Source organism: uncultured Litoreibacter sp., assembly GCF_947487515.1.
In the GTDB taxonomy this organism is placed as follows: Bacteria; Pseudomonadota; Alphaproteobacteria; order Rhodobacterales; family Rhodobacteraceae; genus Litoreibacter.
In genome coordinates, this window is record NZ_CANKWO010000002.1 from 571,556 (window position 1) to 592,144 (window position 20,589).

Genomic DNA, 20,589 nt, shown 5'->3' on the forward strand with positions numbered 1-20,589 from the left:
GCACCCATGACCCAGACCATTTTGCGACTGAACCACAAAGGCGAAGGCGTGACCGACGCCGGCACAGCGATCCCGCGGGTGCTTCCCGACGAGGTGATTGAGGACGGTCGCATTGTAACGCCATCGACCGATCGGGTGTCTGCCCCATGCCGCCATTTCAAAAGCTGCGGCGGCTGCGCGATGCAACACGCCAATGACGATTTCGTGGCGGACTGGAAAACCGATGTGATCCGTCTGGGGTTGTCTGCACGGAGGATTGAGGCCGACATCCGCCCGATCCTGACCTCCCCCGCGCAATCGCGCCGCCGCGCCACATTGCATGGGCGGCGGACAAAAAAGGGGGCCATGGTCGGCTTCTTCGGGCGCGGTTCCGACGCATTGATTGAAATACCGGACTGCAAACTGCTGGACCCCAAACTGATTGCCGCCTTCCCCGTTCTAGAAGAGCTGACCATCGCCGCCGCCTCGCGCAAAAGCACGGTTGGGCTGGCGGTGACCTTGTCCGAAAACGGCTTGGACATCGACATTCTTGATGCGATGGAACTTAAACCACAGGGCATCTTGGAGATGTCTGCATTGGTGGAGCGGCACAAGCTGGCGCGCCTGAGCTGGGACGGCGAAGCTGTCGCCACTCGCGAGCCGGCCATTCAGACCTTTGGTGCGGGCAAGGTTAGCCCCCCTCCAGGCGCTTTTTTGCAGGCAACCGCCCATGGGCAAGGGATTTTGAGCAACTGCGTGACCGAAGCGTTGGGCGACGCCAAACAGGTAGTGGACCTATTCGCTGGCTGCGGCACCTTCACCCTACCCGCCGCCGAGAAGGCCGAGGTTTGGGCCTTGGAAGGCGACGAAAGCCTGATCGCTGCTATGGATGCGGGCTGGCGAATGGCGACAGGTTTGAAAAAGGTCACAGGCGAGACGCGCGACCTGTTCCGCCGCCCTTTGTTGCCTCACGAATTGCGAAAGACAGATGCGGTGATCATCGACCCGCCGCGCGCAGGGGCCGAGGCGCAATCGATTGAACTGGCTCAAAGCGACGTGAAACGGATCGCGGCAGTGTCGTGCAACCCGATTTCATTCGCCCGCGACGCCGAGATTTTGATCAAAGGCGGCTATACATTGGATTGGGTGCAACCCGTGGATCAATTCCGCTGGTCATCCCATGTGGAACTCGCGGCGCAATTCACCAAGGCTTAAGCGCGGCGGGTCGCGATGTCGGCAACGCCCAAGGTTTCCAGCACCTTCGTCTCAATCTGAGGCGCGTTCATCGCCGCTGTCGCGTACATATCCTCTGGGCTGGATTGATCGATGAAGATATCCGGGAACACCATGGAGCGGTATTTCAACCCGTCGTCGAACACCGCGTTTTCTGCCAACAACTGCGCCACGTGAGACCCAAATCCACCGACGGAGCCTTCCTCGATGGTGATTAGCGCTTCGTGGGTGCGGGCGAGGTTCAGAATGACCTCTTTGTCCAAAGGCTTGGCGAAACGGGCGTCGACCACTGTTGGTGTAATGCCTTTGGCGGACAGGTTTTCAGCAGCTTTCATCACCTCAGCCAAACGCGTACCGAAGGACAATAGCGCAACGCGGCTGCCGTCTTGAATGGTTCGCGACTTGCCGATTTCAAGAATTTCACCCTTTTCAGGCATCTCAACACCAACGCCTTCACCCCGCGGATAACGGAAGGCAATCGGGCCGTCGTCATAGGCCACGGCTGTGGCAACCATATGGACCAACTCCGCCTCGTCAGCAGCGGCCATGACCACCATGTTCGGCAGATTTGTCATAAACCCGATGTCAAAACTACCCGCGTGGGTCGCCCCGTCAGCCCCCACCAATCCGGCGCGGTCAATCGGGAAACGGACGGGCAGGTTTTGCAAGGCAACATCATGCACAATCTGATCGTAGCCGCGTTGCAAGAAGGTCGAATATATCGCGCAAAACGGCTTCATGCCACCGGCCGCCAAGCCACCCGCGAAGGTGACGGCGTGCTGTTCTGCAATCCCCACATCGAACGTGCGCGACGGATAGCGTTCGGCCATAAGGCTCAGGCCGGTGCCGTCGGGCATTGCCGCAGTAACCGCCACGACTTTGCTATCCTCGGCCGCGTGATCCACAAGCGCCTTGCCGAACACGGAAGTGTAGCTGGGCGCGTTGGACGGGGATTTCTTTTGCTTACCGGTGATGAAATCAAACTTGGCAGTCGCATGCCCGCCGTCAGACGCATTTTCCGCTGGCGCGTAACCTTTGCCTTTTTTGGTGATCACATGGATCATCACAGGGCCGTCAGCGCGCAGTTTGACCGTGCGCAGGACGGCCAACAGTTGCTCCATGTCGTGGCCGTCGATGGGGCCGACATATGAAAAACCAAGCTCTTCAAACAACGTGCCGCCGACCGTGGCCGACTTCAGCAGTTCCTTGGCGCGGCGCGCGCCTTCTTGAAATGGCTCGGGCAACAGGGACACGGCCCCTTTGGCCGCAGCCTTGAATTCTTGGAATGGGGCGCCTGCATAAAGGCGCGACAAATAGGACGACATGGCACCGGTTGGCGGCGCGATAGACATCTCGTTATCGTTGAGAATGACGATCATGCGCTTCTTCAGGTGGCCCGCATTATTCATAGCCTCGAAGGCCATGCCAGCACTGATGGACCCATCGCCAATGACTGCAATGCAATCGCCCAAACCATGTTCCGGAGCACCACCAAGATCGCGAGCAACAGCCATTCCCAAAGCTGCAGAAATCGAGGTCGAGGAATGCGCGGCCCCGAAGGGATCATAGGGAGATTCGGTGCGTTTGGTGAATCCTGACAGCCCGTCTTTTTGGCGAATGGTCCGGATACGGTCGCGACGGCCGGTGATGATTTTATGCGGGTAGCACTGGTGCGACACATCCCAGATCAGGCGATCTTTGGGGGCCTCGAACACCGCGTGGATCGCAACAGTCAATTCCACCACACCAAGGCCCGCACCAAGGTGACCACCGGTTTCAGACACCGCGTGAACCGTCTCCAGACGCAACTCATGCGCAAGCTGCGTAAGCTCGGCTTCGGACATGCCTTTCATGTCAGCGGGTGTGTTCACCCGATCCAGCACTGGAGTCTGAGGTCTATCGCTCATCTGCGTGGTCCTTCACGTGTCGCGGTCTATGACGAACCGCGCCGCTGCTTTTAAGTTGTTGGCACCGTCGCCGTAAGGGGAAAGCGCATCGCAGGCCTGCACAACAAGTTCTTTCGCGCGGGCCTTCGCTGCGTCCATACCAAGGAGCGACACGAATGTCGCCTTTCCCGCGTCCGCATCCTTTTGTAGGCGCTTTCCTGCCTTGGCAGCATCACCTTCAATATCCAAGATGTCATCTGCAATCTGGAACGCAAGGCCAAGTGCTTGGGCATATTGGCGCAGCGAGGTCGGATCTGCCTCGGCCAAGATTGCGCCAGCCTGCCCCGACCATTCGATCAATGCACCCGTTTTACCAGCTTGGAGGCGGGTAATCTCGGCCAAAGTCAGCGGCGTTTCAGCCGATTCAGCGGCGATATCCAAGGCCTGACCCAGCACCATGCCTTCGGCACCTGCGGCTTTGGCCATCGTCGACACCAAGGCCAACCGCGCTTGGGCGCTGGCCTCTAGGTTGGACAAAACTTCGAAGGCTAATGTTTGCAAGGCATCACCGGTTAACACCGCCGTCGCTTCATCCCACTGGATGTGGACCGTTGGCATGCCGCGGCGCAGATCGTCATTGTCCATGCACGGCAAATCGTCATGCACAAGACTATAGGCATGGATCATTTCAATCGCGGCGGCAGCTTGATCTGCCACTTGGGGCGATACCCCATGAAGGCGCGCGCCTTCCATCACCAAGAACGCCCGCAGCCGCTTGCCCCCCGTGCAGGTGTAGCGCATAGCGTCGGCAATCACACCGTCGAGCGGATGCATCACGCCATCCAGCGAATGCTGCACGCGGGTTTGCGCATCAGTCAGGGCATCTTGAAACATTGAATTACAGGCCTTCGACCGGTGTCGTCCCCGCAGCTTGGCCATCACTCCCAAGGGTGATTTGCGCCACTTTTTCTTCTGCTTCTTTTAGCTTGGTCTCGCACCGCTTCTTCAACTCCGCGCCGCGCTCATAGAGCTTGATGCTGTCTTCCAGCGGCACGTCGCCGCGTTCCAGTTGACCAACCACTTGCTCCAGCTCGGACATTGCTTGCTCGAAGCTCATTTCGTCTACATTTGTGTCAGCCATGGGTGCCCCGTTCTATCAAAACTTCCAGATGCGCGCGTGTGGACGCGGCTAGGGCATCCAGATCATATCCGCCCTCCAAAGTCGAGACGACACGGCCCTGCGCATGCGTATCAGCGACATCGCATAAGGCCTGCGTCGCCCAGACGAAATCCGCCTCGTCCCAATTCAGATTTGCCAGCGGATCATTGCGGTGGGCGTCAAACCCCGCCGAGATCAAAACCAACTGTGGTTTGAAGTCGTTTAGGGCGGGCAGGATCACGCGGTCATAGGCTTTGCGAAGGTCCACGCCGCCGGAATGCGCCTCTAGCGGGACGTTCAGGATATTGCCGGAAGCCCCGGTTTCATGGGCAGCCCCAGACCCCGGATAAAGCGGCATTTGGTGGCTGGAGATAAACAGCGCGCGATCCTCGTCCCATAGTAAATCCTGCGTGCCGTTGCCGTGGTGGACGTCGAAATCAACGATGGCCACGCGATCCAAGCCATGAACTTCAAGCGCGTGTTTAGCCGCGATAGCGATGTTGCCGAACAGGCAGAACCCCATCGGCGTCTGCTTCTCGGCGTGGTGACCGGGGGGGCGCATGGCGGCGAAGGCGTTCTGAACCTCACCACCCAGCACCATGTCGACCGCCTTGGTCATCGCCCCGACACCGCGATACGCAGCCTTAAGCGATCCGGCCGACATATGCGTATCCGCGTCCAGCGAGACGGCCCCCGCACTTGGCGCCGCAGCCTTTACCGCATCAATATGCCCCTGAGGGTGAACCCGCAAGATATCGCCATCGCTACCCATTGGAGCATCTATGCGGGTCAAACCCGTTTGGTCCATGGCGTCCAAAGCGGCATAGATGGCCATCAGGCGATCGACACGTTCAGGATGACCCGAAGGTGTAATGTGGTTTAAGCAATCGGGGTGCGTCAGAAGCGCTGTCGTCATTCTGCGTCCTCAGTCCGGAGCCAACATGTAGCCGGAACCACGCACTGTTTGGAGGTAACGGGGCTGCTTTGGGTCCATTTCTATCTTGCGGCGCAAGCGGGTGATTTGCACATCCACTGCTCGTTCTTGGGCCTGACCTCGATCGCGGCCCAAGTCCTCCACCAGCTTTGATCGCGAAACCGGCTCACCCGCGCTTGCCGAGAAGATTTTCATCAACGCAACCTCGGTGGCCGTCAGGCGGATCAACTCCTCGCCGCGCCACATTTCACCACGCTCTATATCATAGCGAATATCCCCAAGCGTCAGCGATTTTGGGGCCTCAATCACGTCTTCGGATTGGGGAACCCGACGCAGAATGGCATTGATGCGAAGAAGCAGCTCCTTTGGCTCAAACGGTTTTGGCAGATAGTCGTCTGCACCCGCCTCAAGGCCGGATATGCGGTCGCTGCTTTCCCCTTTGGCGGTCAAAAGCAATATCGGGATTTCGCGGGTTTGGCGCAATTCGCGAGTGAAGGTTATCCCGTCATCACCCGGCATCATCACATCCATCACGATCAGGTCAAAATCCAAACCGTCCAGCAATCTGCGCGCGTGATCGGCATCCCGTGCACAGGTGGTCCAAAATCCGTTACGATTGAGGAATTGCTGGATCAGTTTGCGGATACGTTCATCATCATCAACGATAAGCAGATGGGCGTCATTTTGGGCCGCGGACATTTATGAGTTCTCCTTGAACGTCTTAAAATGAGATCGCATTTCGGGATCCATAATCTGTTCCAACACTTGGCGAAAACCTGCGACCGCTTCGGGGCCAGCATCGCGGTAAGCTGCACGCATTCGCCCGCGTTGCGCTTCCGATAACTCTTTCTCCAACTCTTGACCCGATTCGGTTAAGTACAGGTGGCGTTCGCGGCGATCCTGCTTCCCCACGCGGCTTTCAACCAATCCGTCCTCTATCAAGGCGCGCAACACACGGTTCAATGATTGCTTGGTCACCCCCAGAATGTCGAGCAAGTTATTCACCGTATTCCCCGGGCTACGTTTGATGAAATGGATCGCTCGGTGGTGCGCGCGCCCGTAAGAATACTGCTGCAAAATGCGATCAGGGTCCGCCGTAAACCCGCGGTATGCAAAAAACATTGCCTCAATGCCGCGCCGCAACTGGTCGTCGGTTAAGAACAATAGGCCTTCACCACTGGTCGGCTTTTGACCTGCTCCTCGGTCTGGCATGCGATTGCTCCTGCTTCATCCTGTTGGGTCGAGTTTATGTCAGCCTTGTTGACTTTCCAAGTATCGAATGGTAGCGATTCTACAGTTTTGAGAAATATTATGTCCGAAACGGACATGGTTTGCGCAAGAAGTGAAAAGGAATGCGGGAATGGCTGGTGGATATGACGATCGTGATGGCGTCATCTGGATGGATGGCAAGCTGGTGGACTGGCGCGGAGCGAACGTCCACATTCTGACTCACGGGTTGCATTACGCCTCCTCGGTCTTTGAGGGTGAACGCTGCTACAACGGCAAAATTTTCGAAAGCCGCAAGCACTCCGAACGCCTGTTGTATTCAGGCGACCAGCTGGACATGCCGATCCCCTACACCGTGGATGAGATCGAAGCCGCCAAATACGAGGTTCTGAAAGCCAACAATCTGACGGACGCCTATGTGCGCGTGGTTTGCTGGCGGGGTGCAGGCGAAGACATGGGTGTCGCTTCTGCGAAAAACCCTGTGCGCATGGCCGTGGCTGCTTGGGAATGGGGGGCCTATTACGGCGACGCCAAAATGAAAGGCGCGAAGCTGGACATCTCCAAGTGGAAACGCCCAAGCCCAGAGACCATCCCCTGTTTTGCAAAGGCCTCAGGTCTTTACATGATATGCACCATGTCCAAACATGCGGCAGAGGCCAAGGGCTGCTCTGATGCGATGATGTTCGACTACCGCGGCTACGTGGCCGAGGCGACAGGCGCAAATATGTTCTTTGTGAAGGACGGCGAAGTTCACACGCCCAAGCCTGATTGCTTCTTGAACGGCATCACCCGTCAAACCGTGTTGGGCATGCTGAAAGAACGCAACATCACCGTGCATGAGCGCCACATTATGCCCGACGAATTGGAAAGCTTTGAGCAATGCTGGCTGACGGGCACGGCGGCAGAAGTGACGCCAGTTGGGTCTATTGGCGACTACAACTTTGAAGTCGGCGCCATCGCACGCGACATCGCAGAAGGCTACGAGAAGCTGGTTCGGCTCTAAGCCTTGAACCCGCGCTCAATTCTAAAAAATTGCTGGGGCCGTACCGGATCTTTCGGTGCGGCCCTTTTGCGGCGCTGCAAAGCAAGGGTCGCTATGTTCGGACGGTCGCTCAGATGCAAGGCGAAGGCATAGCGCAAACCAGCGCGCGCGGCCGACGAGGATTGCTTGTCGAGGGCATGTCTCATGCAAGTATCTCCCTATCTGTGTAAGCGCACCATAGCACAAACTTGGCAGAACACCGAATGCCCCGCTAAAGCAGGTCTTTTACCATGCCAACTGCCCCCCAGAATACCCCGCGAACTTGCGGGAACGCGGCGAAGGCAACCAACAGAATTTGCCCCCAGATGATCAGGTTCAATTGCCGCGCAAAGGGTTGTTTCACCGTCTTGTGGCGCAACCGCCGTTGCCCAAGCTTTGCCGCTGGGCTGCCTCCGACCATTGACCACATCAATAGGTTCGACTCGCTCACCCTGCGCCCGTTGGTTCGTGCGCGGCGTTTATCAATCGCGAAAAGTACGTAGGTCAGTAAGTTGACCAACCCCAAATAGGCCGCGAGGATTGCAAAGGGGAGCAGCGTATCTGGCATCTTTCGCTATCCCTGCGGCGTCATGGCTTTGCGCGCTTGTTTGCGCTCCTTGCCCAATCTGCCCTCTCGCCAGATGATCAAAATGCCTGCGCAAACGATCAAAGCGATGCCGATCAGCATCACGGCCGTCGGCACCTCGGCGAAGACAAAATAGCCAATTGCAAGCGCCAGCAGGATTGAAAAATACTCAAACGGCGCAACCACAGAGGCATCCGCATACCGGTAGCTTGAAGTCAGGAAAATCTGCCCGATCCCACCGCACACCCCAGCCCCAACCAAAGCCGCCGCTTCTGTCATCGTTGGCCACACCCACCCGAATGGCAGCGTCAGCAGCGACAAAACCGAAGCCGTGCAGGCAAACCAGAACACAATGGCGGAAGTGGGTTCGGACATGGTGAGTTTGCGCACAAAGACATGCGCCAAACCGGCCATAACCGCAGAGCCGAAGGCCAATATCGCACCGATCGCAAGGAACGGGTCCGCCCCCGCATTGGAAAATGCAGACAGACGGGGCGACATAATGATCAACACCCCAATCATCCCCAAGGCCACTGCAGTAAGGCGAAATGCGCGGACCTGCTCGCCCAGAAACATCGCCGCAAAGATCACCACCAAAACGGGTTGGGCATATTGAATGGCCTTAACTTCTGACAGCGGCAGCAAGCCCAGTGCAGCGAACCCCATCGACATGGCGGTCACCCCCACCAACCCGCGCCAGAAATGACCCATAGGATTGCTGGTCTTCAAGCCGGATCGCAACTCCCCGCGCAGGGCAATCCAGCCCAAGATGATTGGCAAACCGAAGAAAGACCGAAAGAACACCGCCTCTCCGGGTGGCACGCGAACGGAGGCAATTTTTATCAGCGTCGCCATTCCCATGAAGAAGACAACAGCCCCAAGCTTCGACAGGATCGCGACAGTCACATTGGGCTTGGGGGCTGGAGCAACCATCTAAAGGAACACGCGTTCTATCGCCCAGTAAGCACCGACAATCGCGATAAAGACGGACGCAGGGATCGAGATGCGCGCGCGGTACCATGGCTTTTTGCCAAACCACAGCCCCACCGCCAGAAAGGCTAGCGCTATGACGGCCAGCTGGCCGACCTCCACCCCAACGTTAAACCCGATGAGCCCCACAACAAAGCGCCCGGGGGCAAGACCAAACTCCCCCAGAACCGACGCGAAGCCCAACCCGTGCAACAATCCAAAGGCGAAAATTATCACAGGGCGCCACCATGTGACGCGACTGGTAAAGATATTTTCGACCGCGACGTAAACAATCGAGGCCGCGATCAACGGCTCGACGATCGCAGGGTTTACCGCGACATACCCCAGACTGGCCAACGCCAAAGTGATGGTATGGGCCACGGTAAAAACGGTGACCTGCGTGATCAAAGGGCGCAGATGCACCGATAGGAAAAACAGGCCCAGCACAAACAGAATGTGATCAAGGCCTTTGGGAATAATGTGGTCAAAGCCCACACCAATGTACCGCAAGAAAACCGCGACAGCACTTTCGGTGACGGCCCCCGCACGCGGCAATGGATCGCTCAGCTCACCATTTGCCAAATATCCCGCATAGGATGCTTCATCCCCCCCCGCCTGACGCACAATGATCGGCCCGTTTGCGGCATCCCAGCCAATCCGCAGATCACTTTGATCCGAAGGCAAAGCGCCCCTCAGGATAACATTCGTATCGCGCGGCAATTCCGCATTCGGCTGAAAGACCACATCCACTTGCATCAGCTCAAGCTCAACAGGCGCCTCGCCAGACAGAACGGTAATCCGTTGCGCGATTTCCGGCCAAGCGGCCCGAAAGGCATCGGCCACCAAGTTTGGCGTCAACGACCGCAGCGCATCATATTTGTCGGCTTCGGGCGCGTCGTTGGTATCTTGCAGCCCTTCCAAGTCCAGACCGGCGATCAAAGGCTCTGCCGTTAGACGTATGGAAAGTTCAATGGCGTCCTCTTCAAAGGCCACATCAGCAATGGCTGGCCTGATTTCATGCGCTGAGGCGAAAGACGACATTGTGAACATTGCCAACATTGACATCACACCCAGTTGGGTCAGCATGTGTTTCAACGTCTTCAAAGGATTTGCCATGTCGTACCGCCGTATCTGTATCTTCGCCGCTTGGGTGATGTGGACAACCACCGCGCAGGCACATGAATTTTGGATCTCTCCCGAGGCATACGTGACCCCGAAAGGCGGCGAGGTTCAAGCCCATCTTCGCATCGGTCAGGAGTTTGACGGCGCGGCCTATGTCTACAACCCCAATCGGTTTGAACGGTTTGAGCTGATCGCCGGCTCTCTGCGCTTGCCAGTGGCGGGCCGACTGGGCGACACCCCTGCGCTGAACATGCCCGCACCGGCAAACGGCTTAATCACCATTGTTCACGAAACCGACGATAGCCAGCTCAGCTACCAAGGCATGGAAAAATTTGCCAAATTCGCCAAGCACAAAGATTTTGAATGGGCCATTCAAAGCCACATTGACCGCGGGCTGCCCACCGATCGGTTTACAGAGCAATATCGCCGCTTTGCAAAGAGCCTGATTGCCGTAGGAGATGGCGCCGGATCCGACACAGAAGCTGGCCTGAAAACCGAGATCGTTGCCCTAACCAACCCCTATACGAACACCGAAGACCAGTTTTCCGTGAAGGTTCTGATGGACGGAAAGCCGCGCGCGGACGCTCAAATAGAACTGTTTGAAAAGGGATCAGATGGCGAAGTGGCCATCACCTTGCACCGCACAAATGCAAACGGAATTGGCACCTTCCCGATTAAACGGGGACATGAGTATCTGGTAGATGCCGTGGAACTTTTGCCGCTGAACCTTGGCGACCCCGCGACAACGCCGGTTTGGTTCTCGCTTTGGGCGTCTTTGACGTTTCACGTACCTTAAAGGTGCGACGACTTTTCAGGACAGTTTCTAGGGGGCTAAAACAGCAAAAGCCCCCAACCTGGGTATCAGGTTGGGGGCTCTTTTCTGGTAGCACCCGGCACGGCGATCTGGGTGGGGGCTGATCACACCGCGTCGGGCTTGAGACTAAACTCGCTACAGGTTCTGTATCGCGGCCAACTGCGGCGGGTTCAGGGACGGCCTGTGGTTATGCATAGGCCATCCAAAGGCTTTTTGAAGGCAGGGCTTGATTTGAAGAGAAACGCGGCCCACCATATCAGCATGAAGCCAAACAACCCGATCCCCTTCCGCCACAGTCAGTCCGATAAAGTCGCGTTTCAGCGGCGCGAACTGGGTGACATTCTTACTGTTTATGGCCGCATGGTCGCCGCCGGAGAATGGCGCGACTACGGCATTGCAATGCTGAAGGACGTGGCAGTGTTCTCCATTTTCAAACGCGCCGCGGAGAACCCGATCTACCGCATCGAAAAGCGCCCCAAACTGGCGACCAAGCAGCAAACCTATGCGGTGCTTGGCATGGATGGGCGCGTGTTGAAACGCGGGGCGGACTTAAAGCAAGTCTTGCGCGTCCTAGAGAAAAAGATGATCCGCGCGGTGGATTAAATCCGTTTCACCGAGGTGACCGGCCCACCACCTGCCGCCTCTATTCTGGCGATGGCATTTGACAAAGGCTCATAGGCGACAGCCATATGGTGCGCATTGGCGTGGATGATCATATTGTCCCCCGAGACCAAGGCTACATGGCCTTTCCAAAACACCAAGTCGCCTCTTTGCGCCTTGCTCAGGTCCACTGGCTGGCCCAGCTCGGCCTCTTGCATATCGCTATCGCGCGAGCATTCCAGCCCGCAACACCGCCACGACACTTGCACCAAACCGGAACAATCAATGCCATGGCGCGTGCCACCGCCCCACAGATAAGGCGTGCCCAAATGCAAATCCGCGATGGTAACGGGATCGTCCATTCGGTGAGATATCGGCAGCAGATGCATCGTTGGCACAAAGCCGCCATTTGACAGCCGAGACCAGCTGCCTTCCTCGTCCATGACTTGCACCTCGGAGCCCAAGTATAGCCCGCCATTGTTCATCAACTTCATGTTGGGGCCAGGATAGATATGTGTGAACGGCATGGCGACCCAATGGGTGACATCATGCGGACGATCCAGAAGGCTTTCGTTCACGTATCCGCAGTAGCCGTCATGCGCGGCCTGCCCGAAGGCAAACCCCCCGCGGCGCTCGTATACGGTAAACATATCGCCATAGATCAGTTGCGAGGTGCGGCGGCCCTCCGGCTTGCCTGTGATGTCCGCAAAGGCCGCGCCGCATTGCGTTTCCTCACCATCCGCGAAATTGGGCGACTCGATCAACCCTCGAAGATGGCTGGATGCGATCCGCCCGTTTGCGGGTGTAATACGGGGATCATGGCTCATAGGTTCAAGGCCTTTGGTAGGGCGTCCAATATTGCGCGCGCGCCCATTCCGACACCGCCCTTTGGCCGCGCGGGTGCGGGTGCGGGTTGCCAGCCATAGATGTCAAAATGTGCAAACCGTGGGGTGTTGGACACAAAGCGCCGCAAGAACAGCGCCGCGGTGATCGTCCCTGCAAAGCCCCCCTTCGGCGCATTGTCGAGATCGGCTATTCCTGGCTCGATCATCGTCTCGTAGGGATCATGGAACGGTAACTCCCAGACCGGATCTTGCACCTTCTGCGCCGCCTCTCGCAGGGCATTGGCGAAGGCCGCATCATCGGTGAAGAACGGCGAAATGTCAGGACCAACAGCAACACGCGCAGCACCGGTTAAAGTGGCCATGCAGATCATCAAATCAGGCGGCGTCTCATCGGCAAGGGCCAAAGCGTCTGCGAGGACAAGGCGGCCTTCCGCATCGGTGTTGTTCACCTCAACGGTGAGCCCCTTGCGAGAGGTAAGAATATCTTGCGGGCGGAAGGCATTGCCATCAATCGAGTTTTCAACGGCGGGGATCAAAACACGCAGCTGCAATTTCAAACCCAGCGCCATGATCATATGGGCCAACCCAAGAACCGTGGCACTGCCACCCATGTCCTTTTTCATCAACCCCATAGACGCGCCGGGCTTGATGTTCAGCCCACCGGTGTCAAAGCAAACGCCCTTGCCCACCAGCACCAGCGTCGGACCAGCCTTGCCCCATGTCATATCAATCAATCGGGGCGCGGTAATCGAAGCGCGGCCCACCGTGTGGATCATGGGAAAATTCTGCTCCAGCAAGGCATCGCCGGTTATCACGTTGATCGCCGCATCATGCGCTGCCGCCACGTGGCGCGCCGCGGCTTCCAACTTGTCAGGGCCCATGTCAGAGGCAGGTGTGTTGATCAGATCGCGGGTCAGGGCCTCGCCTGCAGCGATGCTTTCAAGGCGGGATTGATCCACCCCATCGGGGCAAACAAGACGTGCATCATGGGGAGGTTGGGCGCGGTAGGTTTCGAATTTGTACTGTGACAAAAGCCAACCTAATGCATGTTCCTCAAGGTCTTCAGAGCTGTGGGAACTCGCCAGATTATATATGCCAGCGGGCAATTTGGCTGCGCCAGAAGCCAGTGTAAAACGGCCCCGCGCGCGGGTGGTATCATCCCCCAAACCCGCCAATGCCAGCGACACGTTTCCTTCGGCATTGGGCACCACACATATAGCGCCGGCACCCGCCTTGAACCCCTGCGCCGTGACCCAGCGCTGCACGTGATCGGCCTGCGCGGCCAGCCAATCGTTCAATTCGTCTGCCTTAAGGGCAAATAACGAAATCGCGTCGTCGCTGGGTGCGGCGAACTTGAGCCGAGTGAAGTCTAACATTTTGAGTGCCCTGTTTTTGCGCCCGTAGCCTAATGGTTACGGCGCGATCCGCAAGAGCACTCCGCTGCTTATATGGCTAGCCAGGCAAATCTTGCATATCCCAAACCGCACTGAGCGACCGGTCCGCGATCCGGCGCAAACGGAACAACGTCGCCGCCAAGGGCACCCCTTCGCGATTGCGCCCGCAGCTTGCGACATCCTCGGCCACGCGGGCGAAGGTTGTCATCCCAATTTTATTCGCTGTCTCAACCAGCAAATTTGCCTTTTGCGCCAAAAGCTCCACCTCGCCACGCAGATACGCGTCCTCTACTTCGACGATGCCGTTGGCAAGGTCTTCCATCGTGCTGGTGATCATGGCCTCGGCAGTTGCCTCCCCAAGTGACACACAAAGTTCGACCAACCTATCTGGATCAACCCGCACAGGTTCGCGCATTTCAAGTTTAACGACATCTAGCATAGTACACCCCATTTCATGTGCCCCCTTAACGCACATGTTCAACTTCACAGCCGGACCTGAACAAACTCTTTCCCCCCCGCGCATATTTCCCTCGAATTTCGACTCAATTGTCCTTACACAGGCCCGAACTAAAGGAGACCCGATATGCCGACAGTTAAACCGCTGCCAACGTACCTGATCACCCGCTATCACGGCTGGAAAGCCACCAGTTATTCCGACAATGAACCTTGGTACCGCAATTTGGCCGACAACGGCCAAAACCCGCGCGCCATGGTTATTTCATGCTGCGACAGCCGCGTGCATGTGACATCAATTTTTGGCGCCGAGCAGGGTGAGTTCTTCATCCACCGCAACATCGCGAACCTCGTCCCCCCGTTTAACCCCGATGGCGAACACCATGGGACATCTGCTGCGATTGAATACGCGGTGAACGCATTGAAGGTCGCGCATATTATCGTGTTGGGGCATTCGAACTGCGGTGGCGTTGCTGGGTGCAACGACATGTGTTCCGGTCACGCACCTGAACTGGCGGAGAAGACCAGCTTTATCGGGCGCTGGATCGAAATCCTGCGTCCCGGCTATGAGCGCGTGAAAGACATCGAAGATGGTGACAAGCGTCGCAGAGCCTTGGAAAAGGAAGCCGTAAAAGTTTCCCTAGAGAACCTTGCTACCTTCCCGTTCGTCGCGGACGCGCTTGAGAAGGGCAAACTTAGCCTGCACGGACTATGGACCGACATCGGCGAAGGTGGTCTGGAGCATTACACTCCAGAACACGGCTTCAAACAGGTCTAAACCTTAAGGCTGCCAATGCATTTGGCGGCCTTCTGGCCAATCCATTTCCACGTTTACACGTACGGTTTTCTTCTCACCTGGGCCGACTTCAAGGTTCCAGACGGAAACGCCGCGCCGCTGTTCAAAGTCGCGCTCGTCCGGTGACGGTCGGGCGCTGACTGAAACGGTTAGGTCCTCTTGCTCCGAATACGGCAGTGCAAAGATGGTTTGGACGTCTTCTGCGTCAGCCAAAAGGTTCTCGACCGTGAACTCCATTTGCTGAACGCGGGTGTTGCTGGAGGTCAGGAAACCGCGATCGCCAGTGTCATTATCAAGCAGTTTGTAGTCGAGGCGTAACCCTTCGAGCGTACCAAATGATACCTCGGCTTTGTCGCCAGCCGGAACCAACGGCAGATGCGTGCGCCCGACAAAAACACCGTCGCGAGACACTGACGCCTGACCGGGCAAGAAGGGTTCTTGCGTGGCGTTCGTGAACTCCGCCATCAGGAACGCGGTTTTGTCGAAACGCGGTGCTGCGCGATTGAATTCGCGGGCGTCGAAGGTGAAGTCATCCAAGGCAAGGATCAACTCCCCGCTGTCAGAGGCTAGGCTGATTGGCTCGGGGTAATCGTAGGTGACTGACAATCCGTCAATCGCGGCATTCGCCACAACAATCATAGCCTCCTCAATAACCGCTTCCTCAATAATCGGTTCCCCAAGTCCGTCAGCCCGAGAAAGCTCCAAATATTCTGCTTGTGGCGCAGCAGTCGTTCTAACTGATCCATACCCAGCTTTACCCTTAGGCGATGCGAGGAAGGCTTGTGATGGATGCGGGTTACTTGGATCCACTTGAGCAAACGGGTTTGCGGTGGAAAGGGTCAGGTCGACATTAGTCCACAACTCATCTGTGTATTGCGCTATGACGACCTTGCGTTCCATCGAGATGCTCGCATCATTACCTCGTGTAAGATTCAGGTCGTAATCCGCACGCCACTCAGCCTCGTCGGTCAAACTGTCAAAGAATAGCTCAACCTGACCAGCGGATTCCACCTCAACGGACAATGCCAACATTGTAACTGCACCGCTTGGCGGGGCCAGTCGATTAAGGTGCTGTTCAGCCTGCTGCACCACTTTGCGGGCCTCATCACGGGCCTTTTCATCCGCGCGAAGAGTAACGCTTGCCGCATATTGGTCGCGCCACGCATTATCCAACTCTTCCGCCACCATATTGCTGGCCGCGCGCATCGCCTCTGCATCTGCACCGGTCAACGCCGCGCCTGTCAGGGTACGTAAGTAAGCGTTTTTAGCGCCTTGTGCCTCTACCGCGGCTTTGCCTTGCACCACGACGTCTTCCAACGCTTGAAGTGCTTCTTTCGCCGCCTCCACACGTTCAAATGCAGCGGCTTGTTCCGGCGAAAAAGCCGCTTTTGGATCGGTCAGGTAGTTTTGCAAAACTTCCATCGCGCCGATTGTCACGCCAGCGGGCACATGAAACCGTGGCGGGCTATCACTATTATCTTTGTAGGGCACCAGAATGCGATGCTTGCCCTGCGGCAGGTCCGCCGCAATAACCCGGGTAACAGTTGCACCTTCCGGGTAGACCGTCACGAAGGTCACGGGGGCAACAACGGTGAAATCATCCGCATAAGCGGCAGACGACATAAGCGTAGCGGTAATCGCAAGGGTACGTAGCATATAAAAAGGGCCTCAAATCAATTGATCTGAGGCCCAATGTTTCGTGTTAGGGAAGGCTTTGCAAGCCTAGCCTTTTTTCAGGCAGCGCGTTCCCAGCGTTTCGGCGATTTGCACTGCATTTAGGGCTGCACCCTTGCGCAAGTTATCGCTGACGCACCACAGGTTCAGACCATTGTCGATGGTGGAGTCCTGACGAATGCGCGAAATAAACGTCGCGAAATCGCCAACGCATTCAACAGGGGTCACATAGCCACCGTCTTCACGCTTATCGATCACCATAACACCCGGAGCTTCGCGCAGGATGTCGCGGGCTTCGTCTTCGTCTAGGTGATCTTCGAATTCGATGTTGATCGATTCCGCGTGGCCCACAAACACAGGAACGCGCACACATGTGGCGGTAACTTTGATGTCTTTGTCGACGATCTTCTTGGTTTCGACGACCATCTTCCACTCTTCTTTAGTAGAGCCGTCTTCCATGAACACGTCGATATGCGGGATCACATTGAAGGCGATCTGCTTGGTGAACTTCGCAGGAGGTTTGTTGTCGACCGGGTTGTAGATCGATTTGGTTTGATCCCACAATTCATCGATGGCTTCTTTGCCCGCACCTGACACCGACTGATAGGTCGACACCACAACGCGCTTGATGCGCGCACGGTCATGCAAGGGCTTCAACGCCACAACCATCTGCGCCGTGGAGCAGTTGGGATTCGCGATAATGTTCTTCTTGGTGTAGCCGTGCACGGCCTCTGGGTTCACTTCCGGAACCACCAACGGCACGTCAGGATCATAGCGGTACAGCGACGAGTTATCGATCACCACACAGCCCGCCGCCGCAGCGATAGGCGCATATTTCTTGGTGGCCTCGGAGCCCACAGCAAACAACGCGATGTCCCATCCCGTGAAATCAAACGTAGCAAGGTCTTTGGTCTTCAAGGTTTTTTCGCCGAACGTGACTTCGGTGCCGATCGAGCGACGGGAGGCCAATGCCTCGATTGCGTCCACTGGGAACTGACGTTCATCCAGAATGTTCAGCATCTCGTGACCCACATTGCCAGTGGCGCCAACGATGACGATTTTGTAACCCATGATCCCTTTGATCCTTCTATAGGTCTTGTTTCAGACGGGGCCTGATACTCTTTTGCAGCAGGATGCGAAAGGGGCAGTTTTTACACGGCTTGCCGCATGATGCGCAACTGCGCTACACAGATCGCCAAATTAGCCAGTTGCGAGCCCCTACTTGACCCATTCCTCAGACCTCGACTTGGCCCAAACGCCCCAAAGCGGACGGCAGCTGTTTGCCCGCCTGTGGCGCGGATATCTTCGGAAACACTGGGCTTTGTTTCTGCTGGCACTGGTGTTCATGGTCATTGAGGGCAGCACTTTGGGCGCGCTTAGTTACCTGCTGCAGCCGATGTTCGATTTGGTGTTTGTGGCCGGACAGTCCAGCGCAATTTGGTGGGTTGGTGCGGGCATCTTCGGGCTGTTCGTCATTCGGGGCATAACCGGAATCATCCACAAAAGCATTCTAACGGCTGTGTCATTTCGCGCCTCTACAGAGGTGCAAGTCGATCTGCTGCGCCACACATTGACGCTGGATAACGCCTTCCATTCGCGCACGTCACCTGGCGCTATGATCGAACGCGTTCAGGGCGATGTAACGGCCATCCAAAACTTGTGGAACTTGATCCTTGTCAGCGCCGGCCGCGATTTCATTGCACTGTTGTCATTGCTTGGGGTCGCGATTTCCATCGACTGGAAATGGACCTTGGTTGCCATTATCGGCGCGCCACTGCTGGTGGTCCCCAGCCTTTTGGTCCAACGCTATGTTCGCCGCAAATCCACCTATCTGCGCGATGTCGCAGGCAAGCGAACAACCCGACTGGATGAGGTGTTTCACGGCATCACCCCGATCAAACTTAACCGGATGGAAACCTATCAAGTCGATAACTTTTCAGGCTTGTCAGATACTTGGGTCAAGGCCACCGTCAAAACAACCGTCGGGCAGGCCACCGTTCCTGCCTTGGTCGACTTCGCCGTCGGCTTCGGGTTCTTCTGCGTATTGCTGTATGGCGGCCCACAAATAATCGCGGGTGAGAAAACCATTGGCGAGTTCATGAGCTTCTTCACCGCCATGTCGCTGGCCTTCCAACCCATGCGCCGTTTGGGCGGGGTCTTGGGCTATTGGGAAATGATGAACGCCAGCCTGAGCCGCATCTTCGGGTTGTTCGACACCAAACCCGCAGTAGCCGACATGGCCCGCAGCGAAACTGCGCTCGACGGATCCTCGGTTACATTCGAGAATGTTGCCCTGTCCTACGGGGATAAATCGGTTCTCAACGGCCTATCATTCAGCGCCGCTTCAGGCACAACCACCGCATTGGTCGGGGCGTCTGGCGCGGGGAAAAGCACCGTCTTCAATGTTCTCACAAGATTGGTCGATCCCGCCTCGGGCAAGATCACCATTGGTGGCGTGGACATCAAAGACCTGCCTTTGGAGCAGCTACGCAGGTTGTTCTCGGTTGTGTCACAAGACGCGCTGTTGTTCGACGAAACCCTACGCGAGAACATTCTTCTTGGCCGCGACGACGTGAGCGAAGCACAGCTGAAACAGGTGCTTGATGACGCGCATGTCAGCGATTTCCTGAAAGACCTGCCGCAGGGGTTGGAAACCGAAGTAGGCCCCCGTGGCAGCAACCTGTCTGGGGGGCAACGCCAACGCGTGGCCATCGCCCGTGCACTGCTTCGCGATACGCCTATTTTGCTGTTGGACGAGGCCACCAGCGCATTGGACGCCGAATCCGAAAAAGTTGTTCAAAAGGCTCTGGAGCGCTTGTCAAAAGGGCGCACGACCCTTGTGATCGCCCATAGGCTGTCCACCGTTCGCGACGCGGATCAGATATTGGTTCTCGATCATGGGACTCTTGCCGAAAGCGGCCCCCATGATAGTCTTATCGGAAAGGCCGGCATCTACGCCCGCCTTCATGACCTACAATTTCAGACAGGTACTATGCCCTATACCGGAGATATTCCCGAATCCGCCGAGACCCAAGTTCGCAGCACCGGATCGGGCATCTGGAGAAGCCTCAGCGGCAAAGAGCGGAACCTCGATGACGCTGATGACACGCTGCCCTTCGGGCGTTTTGCACCCAATGCTTTGCAGCGGGCCATGATCTCGTTGGGGAAATCGACACCTCTGAAAAGAGGCGTGTTTCGCGGCGGATGGACGGCCATGGTGTTGGCGGCAGGTCAGCGCAAGCTGGATATCTATTTCAGGGAATGCGCCTACCGCATTCGGGGCGAAAACAACCTTATTGAATACGGGCTGCTTTTGAATCCCGCCTATAATGACGTTGATATCGACTTCCTGACCAAAGATGCCCCCGCAGATGCAAACTTCTTGGACCTTGGCTGCAACATTGGCCTTTACGCCCAGCCCATGGCGCATTCTGCACCACAGGGTCGAACAATTGCGGTGGACGCCAACCCGCTGATGGTGGACCGGCTTACGTGGAATGCACAGGCAAGCAACCTGTCGAACCTGACTGTGGTGCATTGCGCCATCAGCGACAAACAAGGACGCGGCGACCTTCAGATTCGCAAGGATGATCTTGCTATTGTGGCTGTCGAGGAGACCCCCGACGGAGAGATGCCGGTTATGCGGCTCGATACACTTCTGGAGCAGCAGAACATGTCGGAAATTTATGGCCTCAAGATCGACATTGAAGGCCATGAAGATAAGGCGCTGGTTCCCTTCTTGGAAACCGCCTCGCCGGAGTTGCTGCCCAAACGCATCGTGATTGAGCACCCCTACCCCGACGCAGATTACCCCGGATGCACCGCGGCATTTGCCGCGCGCGGCTATGTGCTAATGGGGCGCACACGAAACAACTCTTTATATGCGTTGAAGTAGAA

20 protein-coding genes are annotated in these 20,589 nt (G+C 56.8%); 6 read left to right on the top strand and 14 right to left on the bottom strand.

Going from position 1 to position 20,589, the window contains the following annotated elements:
- Window positions 1-6 precede the first annotated feature (6 nt).
- Complete coding sequence (locus Q0746_RS08440; protein WP_298259175.1) at window positions 7-1,194, top strand: class I SAM-dependent RNA methyltransferase; 1,188 nt, start codon at window positions 7-9, stop codon at window positions 1,192-1,194.
- Here Q0746_RS08440 and dxs read toward each other — a convergent pair.
- From dxs to Q0746_RS08470, 6 genes are read right to left on the bottom strand one after another with little or no spacing between them, the layout of a single operon-like run.
- Window positions 1,191-3,119, bottom strand: a complete 1,929-nt coding sequence (gene dxs / locus Q0746_RS08445) for a 1-deoxy-D-xylulose-5-phosphate synthase (protein ID WP_298259177.1) — start codon at window positions 3,117-3,119, stop codon at window positions 1,191-1,193. The genes Q0746_RS08440 and dxs overlap by 4 nt on opposite strands.
- 12 nt (window positions 3,120-3,131) lie before the next feature.
- Window positions 3,132-3,992 carry a polyprenyl synthetase family protein gene (locus tag Q0746_RS08450; protein ID WP_298259180.1) on the bottom strand — a complete coding sequence of 287 codons (861 nt, stop codon included), beginning with the start codon at window positions 3,990-3,992 and terminating at the stop codon, window positions 3,132-3,134.
- A 4-nt stretch (window positions 3,993-3,996) separates the two neighbouring features.
- On the bottom strand, window positions 3,997-4,239 hold the full coding sequence (locus tag Q0746_RS08455; protein WP_298259182.1) for an exodeoxyribonuclease VII small subunit: 243 nt from the start codon (window positions 4,237-4,239) through the stop codon (window positions 3,997-3,999).
- The gene (locus tag Q0746_RS08460; RefSeq protein ID WP_298259184.1) at window positions 4,232-5,173 is read right to left on the bottom strand and encodes a histone deacetylase family protein; all 942 of its coding nucleotides are present in this window, start codon (window positions 5,171-5,173) and stop codon (window positions 4,232-4,234) included. The genes Q0746_RS08455 and Q0746_RS08460 overlap by 8 nt, the downstream gene beginning before the upstream one ends.
- A 9-nt stretch (window positions 5,174-5,182) precedes the next feature.
- Window positions 5,183-5,890, bottom strand: a complete 708-nt coding sequence (locus Q0746_RS08465) for a response regulator (protein WP_298259186.1) — start codon at window positions 5,888-5,890, stop codon at window positions 5,183-5,185.
- Window positions 5,891-6,403, bottom strand: coding sequence for a MarR family transcriptional regulator (locus tag Q0746_RS08470; protein WP_298259189.1), 513 nt, complete (start codon window positions 6,401-6,403; stop codon window positions 5,891-5,893). It lies immediately after the preceding gene.
- Window positions 6,404-6,551: 148 nt separating this feature from the next.
- On the opposite strand from Q0746_RS08470, the gene Q0746_RS08475 reads away from it, so the two are divergent.
- Entirely contained in the window at window positions 6,552-7,421 is an 870-nt protein-coding gene (locus Q0746_RS08475) for a branched-chain amino acid aminotransferase (RefSeq protein WP_298259191.1), read from the top strand.
- Window positions 7,422-7,671: 250 nt separating this feature from the next.
- Here Q0746_RS08475 and Q0746_RS08480 read toward each other — a convergent pair whose 3' ends face one another.
- From Q0746_RS08480 to Q0746_RS08490, 3 genes are read right to left on the bottom strand one after another with little or no spacing between them, the layout of a single operon-like run.
- Window positions 7,672-8,007, bottom strand: coding sequence for a DUF1294 domain-containing protein (locus Q0746_RS08480; RefSeq protein WP_298259193.1), 336 nt, complete (start codon window positions 8,005-8,007; stop codon window positions 7,672-7,674).
- Between the two features lie 6 nt (window positions 8,008-8,013).
- A complete protein-coding gene (locus tag Q0746_RS08485; RefSeq protein WP_298259195.1) occupies window positions 8,014-8,958 on the bottom strand; it encodes a DMT family transporter in 945 nt (314 codons plus the stop codon).
- Window positions 8,959-10,110: a HupE/UreJ family protein gene (locus tag Q0746_RS08490; protein WP_298259197.1), complete on the bottom strand. Its 1,152-nt coding sequence runs from the start codon at window positions 10,108-10,110 to the stop codon at window positions 8,959-8,961.
- On the opposite strand from Q0746_RS08490, the gene Q0746_RS08495 reads away from it, so the two are divergent.
- On the top strand, window positions 10,109-10,912 hold the full coding sequence (locus Q0746_RS08495) for a DUF4198 domain-containing protein (RefSeq protein ID WP_298259199.1): 804 nt from the start codon (window positions 10,109-10,111) through the stop codon (window positions 10,910-10,912). The genes Q0746_RS08490 and Q0746_RS08495 overlap by 2 nt on opposite strands.
- 279 nt (window positions 10,913-11,191) lie before the next feature.
- On the top strand, window positions 11,192-11,533 hold the full coding sequence (locus tag Q0746_RS08500) for a DUF2794 domain-containing protein (RefSeq protein WP_298259719.1): 342 nt from the start codon (window positions 11,192-11,194) through the stop codon (window positions 11,531-11,533).
- Here Q0746_RS08500 and Q0746_RS08505 read toward each other — a convergent pair.
- From Q0746_RS08505 to Q0746_RS08515, 3 genes are all read right to left on the bottom strand, one after another.
- Entirely contained in the window at window positions 11,530-12,357 is an 828-nt protein-coding gene (locus tag Q0746_RS08505) for an NlpC/P60 family protein (RefSeq protein WP_298259201.1), read from the bottom strand. The two genes, Q0746_RS08500 and Q0746_RS08505, sit on opposite strands and share 4 nt — an antisense overlap.
- Entirely contained in the window at window positions 12,354-13,751 is a 1,398-nt protein-coding gene (locus Q0746_RS08510; protein ID WP_298259203.1) for a leucyl aminopeptidase family protein, read from the bottom strand. Before Q0746_RS08510 ends, Q0746_RS08505 begins: the two co-directional genes overlap by 4 nt.
- Before the next feature lie 76 nt (window positions 13,752-13,827).
- On the bottom strand, window positions 13,828-14,208 hold the full coding sequence (locus Q0746_RS08515; RefSeq protein ID WP_298259205.1) for a hypothetical protein: 381 nt from the start codon (window positions 14,206-14,208) through the stop codon (window positions 13,828-13,830).
- A gap of 144 nt (window positions 14,209-14,352) precedes the next feature.
- On the opposite strand from Q0746_RS08515, the gene Q0746_RS08520 reads away from it, so the two are divergent.
- A complete protein-coding gene (locus Q0746_RS08520; protein ID WP_298259207.1) occupies window positions 14,353-15,000 on the top strand; it encodes a carbonic anhydrase in 648 nt (215 codons plus the stop codon).
- Between the two features lie 3 nt (window positions 15,001-15,003).
- On the opposite strand, the gene Q0746_RS08525 is transcribed toward Q0746_RS08520, so the two are convergent.
- Both Q0746_RS08525 and Q0746_RS08530 read right to left on the bottom strand, forming a co-directional pair.
- Complete coding sequence (locus Q0746_RS08525) at window positions 15,004-16,674, bottom strand: DUF4139 domain-containing protein (RefSeq protein ID WP_298259209.1); 1,671 nt, start codon at window positions 16,672-16,674, stop codon at window positions 15,004-15,006.
- 66 nt (window positions 16,675-16,740) lie between these two features.
- Window positions 16,741-17,763 carry an aspartate-semialdehyde dehydrogenase gene (locus tag Q0746_RS08530; protein ID WP_298259211.1) on the bottom strand — a complete coding sequence of 341 codons (1,023 nt, stop codon included), beginning with the start codon at window positions 17,761-17,763 and terminating at the stop codon, window positions 16,741-16,743.
- A gap of 151 nt (window positions 17,764-17,914) precedes the next feature.
- Here Q0746_RS08530 and Q0746_RS16710 point away from each other — a divergent pair, with 151 nt between their 5' ends.
- Complete coding sequence (locus Q0746_RS16710) at window positions 17,915-20,587, top strand: FkbM family methyltransferase (RefSeq protein WP_363322751.1); 2,673 nt, start codon at window positions 17,915-17,917, stop codon at window positions 20,585-20,587.
- Window positions 20,588-20,589 lie beyond the last annotated feature (2 nt).